This is a genomic window from Mycobacterium sp. ACS4054 (genome assembly GCF_001667275.1).
Classification (GTDB): Bacteria; Actinomycetota; Actinomycetes; order Mycobacteriales; family Mycobacteriaceae; genus Mycobacterium.
The window spans coordinates 1-13,438 of sequence record NZ_LZHV01000031.1 but is presented as its reverse complement, the minus strand read 5'-3'; the positions used below and the strand labels follow the sequence as shown (position 1 = coordinate 13,438).

Here is a 13,438-nt window from a genome sequence, read left to right as displayed (position 1 = left end):
CGATACGGTGTCCGGGTGAGCAGCGGACAGGCCAGGCACCCCGGCGGCGGGTTCAACCCGCCCGAACCGACGACCAAGGGCGGCCCCGACTACGGCCGGTTCATCGACGCCGTGCGCAAGCTGCAGGACCACGCCCGCGCCGTGGACGCCCCCGACGAGGTGATCACCGAGGCGGCGAATCAGCTGGAGAAGCTGTCGGCGTTGCTCGCGCCCTACGACGCCGACGAGTGGGCGTCGCCGTCCGGCCGGCGCATGGACCTGCCGATGCGCGGCAACGTCCTGACCGTCCCGATGTCGGCCCGCAGGGGTGACGACGGCCGCGTGCACGGCTGGGCGCGCTTCGCCCGGTTCCATCTGGGACGCAACGGCGCGGTGCACGGCGGCTCGCTCGGCATGCTGTTCGACACCGTGCTCGGCCTGACGGCGGTGCTGCTCACGGGGAGCCGCCGCCAGCGCACCGCGTACCTCAAGATCGACTACCGCAACGTCGTGCCCATCGAAAAGGAGTTGCAGTTCGACGCCGGGGTGGACCGCGTGGACGGGCGCAAGATCTTCGTGTCCGGGCGGTTGACCGACGGCGACACCCTGCTCACCGAAGCCGACGCCCTGTTCGTGCGGCTCAAGCCCGGCCAGCCCTAGAGCTATGCCGTGGCGAAAGTCGTTGCCCCGTAAGGATTCCGGTCACTTCCGGGTGAATGCCTGCGCCGCTGCGTGGGCCCTGTCCGCGCGGGTACCCGGGACACTGACCCGGATGGGGAAAGGGGTTTCGGTGTGGCGCTCGCCGGCCTGACAATGGCGGACTTGTTCCGTGCGGTCGACCTGACCGGCGTGTTCGGCAATGCCCTGCTGGCCGGCGTGGTCGCCCGCAAGGAGAAGCTGGACCCCGTTGGCTTCGCGGCCCTCGCCGTGTTGTCGGGCCTGGGTGGCGGCATGATCCGCGACACTCTGCTGCAGCGTGGCACCCCGGTCGCGCTCACCGATTACGCCTATCTGTTGACCGCCCTGGCTGGAGCGGCGTTCGCCTTCGCGTTCCGGGTCGAGGGCCGGGTGTGGAACCGGGTATGGCCGGTCGTCGACGCACTGGCATTGGGATGCTGGGCGGCGACCGGTGCGCATAAGACGCTTGCCGTGGGGCTCGGCTGGTTGGCGGCGTTGCTGCTGGGCACGATCTCCGCGGTCGGTGGGGGAGCGACGCGGGACATCGTGATGCGTCGCGTCCCGGGAATCTTCGGTGGCAACACCCTGTACGCCACCTGCGCCCTCGCCGCGAGCGGCGTCCTGGTGCTCTTCAACTACCGCGACCATCCGACCCCCGGACTGCTGGTGGGCACACTGACAGGGACGGTGTTGTGCTGGCTCGCGCAGTGGCGTGGCTGGATGTTGCCCGCCGTGGGCACCTGGTCGCCGGCAACCCGTTTCGCCCGGGGTCGGTCCCGCCGGTCGGCGCCCGGGGCACCTCAGACGGAGGAGGACGTCAACGATGGGGACAGCCACTAACTCGGTGTCCACCCGGGTGCTCGCGGGACTGCGCGACGCCCGGGACTGGCAGGAGGACTTCTACCGCAACCTGCACCAACACCCGGAGCTGTCACACCAGGAACGCGACACGGCCGCGGCCGTGGCCGAGCGGCTGGGCGGCTTCGGCTACGACGTGCACGAGGGCATCGGCGGCACGGGCGTCGTCGGGATCCTGCGCAACGGCGACGGCCCGACCGTGTTGCTGCGGGCCGACATGGACGCGCTACCGGTCAAGGAAGACACCGGCTTGCCGTATGCCAGCACGGCCACCGCCACCGACGCGGACGGCAATCGGGTGCCGGTGATGCACGCCTGCGGCCACGACGTTCACGTGACCTGCCTGCTGGGAGCGGCCGCGCTGCTGGCCGGCGCCCGCGACCAGTGGAAGGGCACCGTGATCGCGTTGTTTCAGCCCGCCGAGGAGGTCGGTGACGGCGCACGCGGCATGCTCGACGACGGTCTCGCAACGCTGGTCGGCCGCGTCGACGTCGCCCTCGCCCAGCACGTCCTGCCCTTCCCGGCCGGCCGGGTCGGCGCACGGCCCGGGCCCGTTCTGTCTACCGCGGACAGCATGCGGATTACCGTGTATGGCCGCGGCGGCCACGGCTCGATGCCCCAGGCCACCGTCGATCCGGTGGTGCTCGCCGCCATGATCGTGATCCGGCTGCAGACCGTGGTCTCGCGCGAGGTCGCGCCAACCGATTCCGCCGTGCTGACCATCGGCAGGATCGAGGCGGGAACCAAGAGCAACATCATCGGCGACCGCGCCGTGCTGGAACTCAACCTGCGCACCTACAGCGAGCAGACCCGCACCAGGGTCCTCGACGCGATCCGGCGCATCGTCACCGCCGAATGCCAGGCGTCCAAATCCCCGATGGATCCCGACTTCGAGCTTTTCGACCACTATCCGGCCACCGTCAACGATTCCGCGGTCGCGGAGCGGGTGCGCGCCGCGTTCGACGATTTCTTCCGCGACCGATCGTCCGAGCTGCCGCTGCAGGCCGCCAGCGAGGACTTCAGCGACATCCCCAGGGCGCTCGAGACGCCCTATTGCTATTGGGGCATCGGCGGCGTGGACCCCGACACCTATCGCAAGGCGGTGAACGCGGGCCGCGTCAGCGAGGACATCCCGGTCAACCATTCCCCGACGTTCGCGCCTGTCATCCAGCCCACCCTCGACACCGGGACTCAAGCCCTGACGGTCGCCGCGCTGGCCTGGCTCGCGCCGACATAATCGTTGGGCCACAACCGGCCCTGACGCCCGTTCGCGAACCGCCCGGCGCCAGGCGTAGGAAGGAGGAGTGGCCGATAACCCGCGGGATGAGTCCCGGGTGAGTGCCGCCGGCTCGGACGCGATGCCCGCGGCCTTCCTCGGCCACGGCAGTCCGACGAACGCGATCGAGATCAACCGATACACGGCGGCGTGGGCCGCCTTTGGGCAAGTTGTGCGGCGCCCGCGGGCGATCTTGGTGATAAGCGCGCACTGGTACATCAACGCCACAGCCGTCACCGCGATGGCCCGGCCCCGGACGATCCACGATTTCTACGGGTTTCCGCACGAGCTGTTCGAGGTCCAGTACCCGGCTCCCGGTATGCCCCAGCTCGCCGAGGAGATCTCCGAATTGGTGAACCCGGTGTGGGTGGGAGCGGATATGGACAGCTGGGGTATTGATCACGGCGCGTGGTCGGTGCTGGTGCACGCGTTTCCGGACGCTTCGATTCCGGTTGTCCAACTCTCGATCAATGCCGACAAGCCGTTGGACTACCACCTCGACCTGGGTGCCCGGCTCGCCCCGCTGCGAAAGCGTGGTGTGCTGATCATCGCGAGCGGCAACGTCGTACACAACCTGCGCGAAATGGATTGGGCGCTCGGCGAATACGGCTTCGACTGGGCCGAACGCTTCGACGACGACGCGAAGGCCCTGATGCTGTCCGACCCGGCCGATGCGGTGCGGCTGCACAGGCACCGCGATTACGGGGCCGCCGTCCCGACACCCGACCACTTCATCCCGTTGCTGTACTTTGCCGGGCTCGCCGGTGTGGCGTCGGACGAGGTCGACGTCCTGGTCGATGGCTTCACGTACGGATCTCTGTCGATGACCGCTTACACCCTGGGATCGCCTTGCCCCCGCGCCGCCGGTACCCGATCCGACGCCCGGCAACTGGCGCCGGAATTTCCCGCCGACGCCGCCAACATTTGAGCCGTCCGACGCGGTGAGGGTTGCATGAGGCGCGCAGGGGTGGGTATGCGCGTTAGTCATGGCTGCAATTTCGCGGGGATGGATCGCCTGGGCCGCGGTGGCGCTGGGCGTCTGCGCGGCGGTAGCAGCGATCGCCGCCAGCTCGACCCGGGTCGGGGAGGGCTTCGCGTTCGGATTCGGCGCCTTCATCGCCTTCTTCGGGGTGCTCGCCGCTTTCGCCCGCGAGCGCACCCCCGATCATTGGGGCTTGCTGGTCGCCGGGCTGGCCATGGTCGTCGTCCCGTTCTTGGGCAACGGGTACCAGGCAGACCCCGGCGCTTCCTGGACATGCTGGGTGGCCGGCGGCATTGCCATGGTTCTCGGAGCGATCGGCTGGCTAGGTGACCGGACGCCGACGGAGTACGGCGTCAACGAGGTGGGCACCGGGCAGGCCGAGCGCAGCGTGATGAGCTTCTGGATCGGCCGGGTTGCGCTGGGGGTCGCCCTGGCCGCGGTGCTGCTGGGCATCGCGGCGCGCACCACGCCCGCCGGCACGGCCGTCACGATCGGTCTGGGCGTGCTGGCGGCAGTGTTCGCCGCGTGGTCGCTGCTGGCGGTCGACCCGACGCACGACTTCCTGACGCTGGCCTGCGCCGGGTTCGCGCTCTTCCTGGCGCCCTGGGTCGCCGGGTTCGCCGATGGCAACGCCGCGTGGACCGCCTGGGTCGCGGGCGCCCTGATCACGGCCCTCGGTGCGATCGGGTACTGGCGCGGTGAGCGCCTGGGCTTCGCCGCCACCGTGCGTGACGACGCCGTCGCCCGGTACCACAGACGACACAGCTGAGCGGCCCTACGCGTTCTGCCCGATCCCGACTTGTTCGGCCAATCTGTCGAGTTCCCTGGTGACCTCTGAGTCGCCACCGTCCGGCAGCAGAAACAGGCACCGTTCGATCCCGGCGGATGCGTATCTGTCCGCCATGCCCCGATCCGACGACGCGGCGAAGAGACTGATCGGAATCCGGCCGCGCCCGGCGTCGGCGGCGCGCTGCTGCAACCCGGCCGCGCGGTCGGCGAAATCATCCAAGTTTTCCTGCGTGACGTTCTGCGCCAGCCAACCGTCCCCGAAGCGAAGGATGCGGTCCTCCACGGTCGGGCCCATCCCGCCGACGAGCACCGGCAAGGGCGATTGGACTGGCTTGGGGTAGGACCAGATCGGGTCGAAGTTGACGAATTCGCCGTGGTATTCCGCTTCGTCGGCGGTCCAGATCTGCCGCATCGCCTCCATGCGTTCACCCATGATGGACATCCGGACGCGCGGATCGGTGCCGTGGTTGGCCATCTCCTCGCGGTTCCACCCGGCCCCGACCCCGAACAGGAACCGTCCGCCGGAGAGGCGGTCAACGCTGGCCACCTCCTTCGCGGTCGTGATGGGGTCCCGCTCCACCACCAGACACACCCCGGTGCCGATCTTCAAGCTGCTCGTGGCCGCCGCTGCGGCGGTGCACGCGACGAATGGGTCGTAGGTGTGCGCGTACATCTTCGGCAATTCGCCGCCGCCGGGGTACGGCGACTTCCTGCTGGTCGGGATGTGGGTGTGCTCGCAGAACAACAGCGACTCAAAACCGCGTTCTTCGCCCGCTGCGGCGAGATCGTCGGGCCGCATGCCGTAACCCGTCGGGAAGTAACACAAACCGAATTGCATAGGGTGGCCTCCCTGGCTCGCGTGGTACCGGAACGACAACTTCGCGCTCAATCGAGCGGTCACCGCCGACTACCCGGAGGCCCGAAAGCAAAACGGTAAGCCATCACCGGATTGAAGAACCGTTCGTCCGGCGCGGAAGCGCTCTGTCGGCAGCCCTGCTCGAGTCCGGAACGCCCCGATAGCATGGTCGTCGACCCACCGACCTAGGAGAACCCACGGATGAGCGCCCCGGCAAACCCGTCCCCAGCTGGCCCTATCCGGGTGCCCGCCGGGACCACCGCCGCGGCCGCGGTGCGGGAAGCGGGGCTGCCGGGCCGCGGGGCGCCCGACGCGGTGGTGGTGGTGCGCGACGCCGACGGCAAGCTGCGCGACCTGAGTTGGGTGCCTGGGGCCGACGCCGACGTCGTTGCGGTGCCGGCCAACACCGACGAGGGCCGCAGCGTCATCCGGCATTCGGCGGCGCACGTGCTGGCCCAGGCCGTCCAGGACCTGTTCCCGCACGCCAAGTTGGGCATCGGGCCGCCGATCACCGACGGCTTCTACTACGACTTCGACGTGGCCGAGCCGTTCACACCCGAGGATCTGGACAAGCTGGAAAAGCGGATGCGCCAGATCGTCAAAGAGGGGCAGCTCTTCGAGCGGCGGGTCTACGAGTCCAAGGACCAGGCGCGCGCGGAGTTGGCGAACGAGCCCTACAAGCTCGAACTGGTCGACGACAAGTCGGGTGACCCCGACATCATGGAGGTCGGCGGCGACGAGCTCACCGCCTACGACAACCTCAATCCCCGCAGCCGGGAACGGGTCTGGGGTGACCTGTGCCGCGGTCCGCACATCCCGACCACCAAGCACATCCCGGCCTTCAAACTGACCCGCAGCTCGGCCGCCTACTGGCGGGGCGACCAGAAAAACGCCAGCCTGCAACGCATCTACGGCACCGCGTGGGAGTCGCAGGAGGCGCTGGATCACCACCTCGAGCTGCTCGCCGAGGCGCAGCGCCGCGACCACCGCAAGCTGGGCACCGAGCTGGACCTGTTCAGCTTCCCCGACGAAATCGGTTCCGGGCTGGCGGTTTTCCACCCCAAGGGCGGCGTGGTGCGCAGGGAGCTGGAGGAGTATTCGCGGCGCAAGCACATCGAGGCCGGATACGAATTCGTCAACACCCCGCACATCACCAAGGCGCAGTTGTTCCACACCTCGGGGCACCTGGACTGGTACGCCGACGGGATGTTCCCGCCGATGCACCTCGACGCGGAATTGAACGACGACGGCACGGTGCGCAAGCCCGGGCAGGACTATTACCTCAAGCCGATGAACTGCCCGATGCACACGCTGATCTTTCGGTCGCGGGGGCGTTCGTACCGCGAACTTCCGTTGCGGCTCTTCGAGTTCGGCACCGTGTACCGCTACGAGAAGTCCGGTGTGGTGCACGGGCTGACCCGGGCGCGCGGATTCACCATGGACGACTCGCACATCTTCTGCACGCGCGAGCAGCTGCACGGCGAGCTCGCGTCGCTGCTGCGGTTCGTCCTCGAGCTGCTTGGCGACTACGGCCTGGAGGACTTCTATCTGGAGCTGTCCACCAAGGACCCGGAGAAGTTCGTCGGCACCGACGAAATGTGGGAGCAGGCCACCAATTCCCTGGCCGAGGTGGCCGCCGAGTCGGGCCTGGAACTGGTTCCCGACCCCGGCGGTGCGGCGTTCTACGGCCCGAAGATCTCGGTGCAGGCCCGCGACGCGCTGGGCCGCAGCTGGCAGATGTCCACCATTCAGGTGGACTTCAACTTCCCGGAGCGCTTCGAGCTGGAGTACACCGCGCCGGACGGCACCCGTCAGCGGCCCGTGATGATTCACCGCGCCCTGTTCGGGTCGATCGAGCGGTTCTTCGGCATCCTCACCGAGCACTACGCCGGCGCGTTCCCGGCGTGGCTGGCGCCCGTGCAGGTGGTCGGCATCCCCGTCGCCGACGAGCATCTGCCTTACCTGGAAAGCATTGCCGCCCAATTGAAGTCGCACGGTGTGCGGGTGGAGGTGGACGGCAGCGACGATCGGATGGCCAAGAAGATCGTGCACCACACCGCCCAGAAGGTGCCGTTCATGCTGCTGGCCGGCGACCGCGACGTCCAGGCGAAGGCGGTGAGCTTCCGCTTCGGCGACCGCACCCAGATCAACGGCGTGCCCCGCGACAGCGCCGTCGACACCATCGTGGCCTGGATCGTCGACCGCCAAAACGCCGTCCCCACAGCCGAACTCGTGAAGGTCACCGGCGGTGAGTGAACGCGAGGAACGCACCGACGACACCATCCTCGACACCGGTGTCGGCGAGGACGACCACCTGCAGCGGCTGTGGACGCCGTACCGGATGACCTATCTGGCCGAGGCGCCGATGAAGCGCGAGCCGAACTCGTCGGGCAAGACCGAGCAGCCGTTCACCGACATTCCGCAACTGCCCGACGAGGAAGGCCTGGTGGTCGCCCGCGGCGAACTTGTCTACGTCGTCCTCAACCTCTACCCGTACAACCCGGGACACCTGATGGTGGTGCCGTATCGGCGGGTGTCCGAGCTCGAGGACCTCACCCCCGAAGAGAGCGCGGAGCTGATGGCCTTCATACAGAAGGCGATTCGCGTCATCAAGAACGTGTCACACCCGCACGGCTTCAACGTCGGCCTGAACCTGGGCACGTCGGCGGGCGGGTCACTGGCCGAGCACCTGCACGTGCACGTCGTGCCGCGCTGGGGTGGCGACGCGAACTTCATCACCATCATCGGCGGCGCGAAAGTGATCCCGCAGCTGCTGCGCGAAACCCGCCGGCTGCTGTCGAGCGAGTGGGCCAAGCAGCAATGAGTAAGGTGCCGTTCCTGTCGCGGGCGGCGTTCGCGCGGCTCACCACCCCGACCGCCAGGGCGTGCCTGCGCATGGGGCTGACGCCGGACGCCGTCACGATCCTGGGCACCACCGGATCCGTGGCCGGAGCGCTCACGCTGTTCCCGATGGGCAAGTTGTTCGCCGGTGCCTGCGTGGTGTGGTTCTTTGTCCTGTTCGACATGCTCGACGGCGCGATGGCCCGCGAGCGCGGTGGCGGCACCCGGTTCGGCGCCGTGCTGGACGCCACCTGCGACCGCGTCAGCGACGGCGCGGTGTTCTGCGGTCTGCTGTGGTGGATCGCGTTCGGCATGCACGACAAGCCGCTGGTGGTGGCGACCATGATCTGCCTGGTCACCTCGCAGGTCATCTCCTACATCAAGGCGCGGGCCGAGGCCAGCGGGCTGCGCGGGGACGGCGGCATCATCGAACGCCCGGAACGGCTGATCATCGTGCTGGTGGGCGCCGGCGTGTCGGACTTCCCGTTCTTCGCCTGGCCGCCCGCGCTGCCCGTGGCGATGTGGCTGCTGGCGGCGGCCAGCGTCCTCACCTGCCTGCAGCGGCTACACACGGTGCGGACCTCGCCCGGCGCGACGGAGCGCATGCCGTGATCCCGGGCATGGGTTTGATCTCCGCGCCGCGCCGCCTGGTGTCCGGCGCCGCGACCGACTGGACCTACGCGGCCGGCTGGATGGCCGTCCGGACGATGCCGGAATTCGCCGCGCGCTCCGCGTTCGAGACCGGCGCTCGGTATGCCGCCCGCGGTGGCGGTCCGAAGCAGCTGCGCAAGAACCTGGCCCGCGTCATCGGCGTCACGCCGGCCGAGGTGCCCGACGAGCTGATGCGGGCCTCGCTGGTCTCCTACGCCCGCTACTGGCGGGAGGCGTTTCGCCTGCCGTCGATGGACCTGCGCGCGCTGGCCGGCGAACTCGACGCCGCGTTCCGGGGGGCCGACAACCTGGACGCGGCGCTGACCACGGGCCGGGGCGCGATCTGCGCGTTGCCGCACAGCGGCAACTGGGACATGGCCGGGGTGTGGTTCACCCAGACGCGCGGCACCTTCACCACCGTCGCCGAGAGGCTCGAACCCGAGTCGTTGTACCGGCGCTTCCTGCGCTACCGCGAGGGTCTCGGGTTCCAGGTGCTGCCGCTGTCTGGAGGCGAGCGGCCGGCCTTCGAGGTGCTGTGCGACCGGCTGCGAGCCAACCAACTGGTGTGCCTGATGGCCGATCGCGACCTCACCCGCACCGGCGTGCAGGTCGACTTCTTCGGGGAGGCCACCCGGATGCCGGCCGGGCCGGCGAAGCTGGCGATTGCGACCGGTGCGGCGTTGCTTCCGGTGCATTGCTGGTTCGATGGCGATAGCTGGGGATTTGAGGTGTTCCCGCCGCTGGACTGCAGCGGCGGGGACGTGGCCGCCATCACCCAGGCGCTGGCCGACCAGTTCGCCAAGAACATCGCCGCCTACCCCGAGGACTGGCACATGCTGCAACCGCAGTGGCTGGCCGACCTGTCTGAAGCCAGACAGGCACGGCTCAGGGAGATCTGATGCGCATCGGGATGGTGTGCCCCTACTCGTTCGACGTGCCGGGCGGGGTGCAGTCGCACGTGCTGCAGCTGGCCGAGGTGATGCGTGAACGCGGGCACGAGGTGAGCGTGCTCGCGCCGTCGTCGCCGCACGCGGTGTTGCCCGACTACGTCGTCTCCGCCGGCAAGGCCGTCCCCATTCCCTACAACGGCTCGGTGGCCCGGCTGCGGTTCGGCCCCGCGACCCACCGCAAGGTCAAAAAGTGGCTCGCCGAAGGCGATTTCGAGGTATTGCACCTGCACGAGCCCAACGCGCCGAGCCTGTCGATGCTGGCCCTGAACATCGCCGCCGGGCCGATCGTCGCGACGTTTCACACCTCGACCACCAAGTCGCTGACCCTCACGGTGTTCCAGGGCATCCTGCGGCCGATGCACGAGAAGATCGTCGGCCGGATCGCGGTGTCCGACTTGGCCCGTCGCTGGCAGATGGAGGCGCTGGGTACCGACGCGGTCGAGATCCCCAACGGGGTGGACGTCGACTCGTTCGCCTCGGCGCCACCTTTGGACGGGTACCCGCGGCCGGGCAAGACCGTGCTGTTCCTGGGCCGCTACGACGAGTCCCGCAAGGGTATGCCCGTGCTGCTCGAGGCGCTGCCGGGGGTCCTCGCGCGCTTCCCGAACATCGAACTGCTCATCGTCGGTCGCGGCGACGAGGACGAATTGCGCCGCCAGGCAGGCGAATTGGTAAAGCACATCCGATTCTTGGGGCAGGTCGACGACGCCGGGAAGGCGTCGGCGATGCGCAGCGCCGACGTGTACTGCGCGCCCAACCTCGGCGGCGAGAGCTTCGGCATCGTCCTGGTCGAGGCCATGGCCGCCGGCACCGCGGTGGTGGCCAGCGATCTGGACGCGTTCCGGCGCGTGCTGCGCGACGGCGAGGCGGGCTGCCTGGTGCCGGTGGGTGACGGCGCCGCGCTGGCGGATGCCCTGATCGCGGTGCTAGAAAACGATGTGCAGCGCGAACGCTACGTGGCGGCCGGTTCGGCGGTCGTCCAGCGCTACGACTGGTCGGTGGTGGCCAGCCAGATCACGCGGGTCTACGAGACGGTCGCCGCGTCCGGCGCCAAGGTGCAGGTGGCCAGCTGATGACGTGGTTGGTGGTCGCCATCGCGGTGCTCGTCGCGGTGCTGGCGATCGTCGGCGCCTGGGCGTATCAGACGGCCAACCGGCTGGACCGGTTGCACGTGCGCTACGACCTGTCATGGCAGGCGCTCGACGGCGCCCTGGCGCGGCGCGCGGTGGTCGCGCGCGCCGTCGCCATCGACGCCTACGGCGGCGCCTCCGAGGGCAGGCGGCTGGCCGCGCTGGCCGACGCCGCCGAGGCCGCGCCGCGCCAGGCGCGGGAGTCCTGCGAGAACGAGCTGTCGGCCGCGCTGGCGATCGTCGATCCGGCGTCGCTGCCGGCGGGACTGATCGCCGAGCTGGCCGACGCCGAGGCGCGGGTGGTGTTGGCCCGCCGCTTCCACAACGACGCGGTCCGGGACACGCTGGCGCTGGCCGAGCGGCCGCTGGTGCGCCTGTTCCACCTCGGTGGAACCGCCGCGCTGCCCAGCTATTTCGAGATCGTCGAACGGCCCCACGCGTTGGCGCACGGCGACCACGGGGTGCTCAACCACCGCACGTCGGCGCGCGTCGTGCTGCTCGACGAGACCGGCGCCGTCCTGTTGCTGCGCGGTTCGGATCCGGCCATCGCTCGCGCGGACGCGCCGAGGTGGTGGATCACCGTCGGCGGCGAGGTGGGAAAGGGCGAGCGGTTGGCCGAGGCCGCCGCCCGCGAGTTGGCCGAAGAGACCGGGCTGCGGGTCGCACCGGGCGAGATGGTGGGCCCGGTCTGGCGGCGCGACGAGGTGTTCGAGTTCAACGGCTCCCTGATCGACAGCGAGGAGTTCTACTTCGTCTACCGCACCCGGCGGTTCGAGCCGTCCGGCGCGGGCCGAACCGACTTCGAACGCAGCTACATTCACGGCCACCGGTGGTGTGACGCCTCCGACATCGCCGCGCTGGCCGCGGCCGGCGAGACGGTGTACCCGATGCAGCTGCCCGAACTCCTCGGCGACGCGGCCGCGCTGGCGGCCGGCCGGGCGCCGGGCCCGCTGGTGTCGATCCGCTGACGCGGCTAGAAGCCGCTGGCCACACCGCTGGGCGCCAGCGGGGGCAAGCCGAGCACCAGCGGTCCGGCGATTCCGGACGTGACGCCCTGGCCGAGGGAACCGGCCATGGTCACCGGGCCCGGCAACAGCCCCGGCGCGTAGTAGCCAAGGTCCACGAACGGCTTGACGAACGGTTGCAGCAGGTCCGCCAGCGGGTTGCCGAGGATCGGGATCCAGCGCAGGGGATCCAGCAGCGGCAATTGCGCGGTCTGCATGAAGTAGAAGGTCATGTTGCCCACGTGTTGCTGGATCGCGCCGGCGACCTGCGCGGCCGACAGGAAGGGCATCGTGTGGTGCAGGTCGAAGAACCCGAACAGGGCGTTGAGGTCCGACGGCAGCCACAGCCAGTTCGACGGGAAGTTGGCGATCGCGTCGTATTGCAGTGTGAAGATGGACGTCGCGTAGGACGTGGTGAGCGGGGTGGCGAAGTGGAACGCCCCGAAGCCCGGAATGAAGTGCGTCAGGATGCCGCCCATCGGATTGTTCGGATCGGCGAGCAGGACGAAGTTCAGCAGATCCTGACTCGGGCGTAGGGCGGCCGGCAGGGCTTGCAAGTAGCGCATTTCCAGGCTGGCGATCGTCGCGCTCTGCGAATAACCAACGACCACAACGTGATTGCCGGCCGCCGTTTGCGTCAGGATCGCGGAGTTCAGCGTGGCCATGCCCTGGTAAACCGACTTGCCGAAGGTCTCGCTGCCCAGCCCGGTGATCGGCCAAAACTGTTCGGGCGTACGCAAACTCACCAGGGTGTAGTCGGAGTAATTCTGGGCCAGGTACGCCTGCTGGATGGACGTCATGTACTTCAGGTCCGGCGACGGGTTCCCGGTGCCGCCCATGATCAGCGCGATCTTGTCCGTGCCCGTCGACGACTGCATGGCGGCCGCGTTCGTGGCCTCGGTCTGCGCGTACGCGTTCTTCGCGGTGATCAGGGTTTCCACGAACTGGTTGTGGAACAGTTCCGCCTGCGCGCTGAGCGCCTGGTACTGCTGGGCGTGCGCGTCCAGCATCGTCGCCACGCGCACCGACACCGAATCCGTGGCCGGCGGCAGCACTCCGGTCGTCGGGCCGGCCACGGCCGCGTTCGTCGCCTGCAGCGACGAGCCGATCCCTTGCAGCTCGTCGGCGGCCGTCGCCATCGCGTCGGGTTCGGTGATCACGAACGACATCGGCTCTCCGCCTTACTGACTCAACACCGGGCGCGCCGCCAGGCCTTCGCGCGGTCCCGTTAGCGAATGGGTGGCGGCGGCCGTCGCTCGCCCGGGAATTCCCGTCGAGGGCAGGTGGGGCGCGGCGGACGGGCCCGCCGAAACGGGGGTGACCGGCGCGCCGGGGGCCCCCGCGGGCGGGGGCGCCCGGGGCCCCCCAGGGGGCCCCGCGCCCGGCCCCCCGGGCCGCCCCGGCCCCGGCCCCCGCGCACCCCCCCCGCCCCCACCCCCCGCCC

13 protein-coding genes are annotated in these 13,438 nt (G+C 69.4%); 11 read left to right on the top strand and 2 right to left on the bottom strand.

Annotated elements, in window-relative coordinates:
* The first annotated feature begins 15 nt into the window (after positions 1–15).
* From A5730_RS06110 to A5730_RS06090, 5 genes are all read left to right on the top strand, one after another.
* A complete protein-coding gene (locus tag A5730_RS06110; RefSeq protein WP_067897016.1) occupies positions 16–639 on the top strand; it encodes a PaaI family thioesterase in 624 nt (207 codons plus the stop codon).
* 132 nt (positions 640–771) lie between these two features.
* A complete protein-coding gene (locus A5730_RS06105; RefSeq protein ID WP_082946725.1) occupies positions 772–1,497 on the top strand; it encodes a trimeric intracellular cation channel family protein in 726 nt (241 codons plus the stop codon).
* Between the two features lie 16 nt (positions 1,498–1,513).
* On the top strand, positions 1,514–2,752 hold the full coding sequence (locus A5730_RS06100; protein ID WP_197506182.1) for an amidohydrolase: 1,239 nt from the start codon (positions 1,514–1,516) through the stop codon (positions 2,750–2,752).
* A gap of 121 nt (positions 2,753–2,873) precedes the next feature.
* Positions 2,874–3,719, top strand: a complete 846-nt coding sequence (gene ygiD, locus A5730_RS06095) for a 4,5-DOPA dioxygenase extradiol (RefSeq protein ID WP_067897492.1) — start codon at positions 2,874–2,876, stop codon at positions 3,717–3,719.
* 58 nt (positions 3,720–3,777) lie between these two features.
* Positions 3,778–4,542: an SPW repeat protein gene (locus A5730_RS06090; RefSeq protein WP_082946724.1), complete on the top strand. Its 765-nt coding sequence runs from the start codon at positions 3,778–3,780 to the stop codon at positions 4,540–4,542.
* Positions 4,543–4,548: 6 nt separating this feature from the next.
* Here the strand turns inward: A5730_RS06090 and A5730_RS06085 are convergent, their stop codons facing one another.
* Positions 4,549–5,400: an LLM class F420-dependent oxidoreductase gene (locus tag A5730_RS06085; protein WP_067897011.1), complete on the bottom strand. Its 852-nt coding sequence runs from the start codon at positions 5,398–5,400 to the stop codon at positions 4,549–4,551.
* Positions 5,401–5,619: 219 nt separating this feature from the next.
* On the opposite strand from A5730_RS06085, the gene thrS reads away from it, so the two are divergent.
* From thrS to A5730_RS06055, 6 genes are read left to right on the top strand one after another with little or no spacing between them, the layout of a single operon-like run.
* Complete coding sequence (gene thrS / locus A5730_RS06080; RefSeq protein ID WP_067897009.1) at positions 5,620–7,674, top strand: threonine--tRNA ligase; 2,055 nt, start codon at positions 5,620–5,622, stop codon at positions 7,672–7,674.
* Positions 7,667–8,242, top strand: coding sequence for an HIT domain-containing protein (locus tag A5730_RS06075; RefSeq protein WP_067897006.1), 576 nt, complete (start codon positions 7,667–7,669; stop codon positions 8,240–8,242). The genes thrS and A5730_RS06075 overlap by 8 nt, the downstream gene beginning before the upstream one ends.
* Positions 8,239–8,871 carry a phosphatidylinositol phosphate synthase gene (gene pgsA, locus A5730_RS06070; protein WP_067897003.1) on the top strand — a complete coding sequence of 211 codons (633 nt, stop codon included), beginning with the start codon at positions 8,239–8,241 and terminating at the stop codon, positions 8,869–8,871. The genes A5730_RS06075 and pgsA overlap by 4 nt, the downstream gene beginning before the upstream one ends.
* A gap of 8 nt (positions 8,872–8,879) precedes the next feature.
* Positions 8,880–9,809: a phosphatidylinositol mannoside acyltransferase gene (locus A5730_RS06065; RefSeq protein ID WP_067897487.1), complete on the top strand. Its 930-nt coding sequence runs from the start codon at positions 8,880–8,882 to the stop codon at positions 9,807–9,809.
* On the top strand, positions 9,809–10,933 hold the full coding sequence (locus tag A5730_RS06060; protein WP_067896995.1) for a glycosyltransferase family 4 protein: 1,125 nt from the start codon (positions 9,809–9,811) through the stop codon (positions 10,931–10,933). The genes A5730_RS06065 and A5730_RS06060 overlap by 1 nt, the downstream gene beginning before the upstream one ends.
* Positions 10,933–11,958: an NUDIX hydrolase gene (locus tag A5730_RS06055; protein WP_067896988.1), complete on the top strand. Its 1,026-nt coding sequence runs from the start codon at positions 10,933–10,935 to the stop codon at positions 11,956–11,958. The genes A5730_RS06060 and A5730_RS06055 overlap by 1 nt, the downstream gene beginning before the upstream one ends.
* 5 nt (positions 11,959–11,963) lie before the next feature.
* Here the strand turns inward: A5730_RS06055 and A5730_RS06050 are convergent, their stop codons facing one another.
* Positions 11,964–13,163, bottom strand: a complete 1,200-nt coding sequence (locus A5730_RS06050) for a PE-PPE domain-containing protein (RefSeq protein WP_067896985.1) — start codon at positions 13,161–13,163, stop codon at positions 11,964–11,966.
* Between the last annotated feature and the right edge of the window lie 275 nt (positions 13,164–13,438).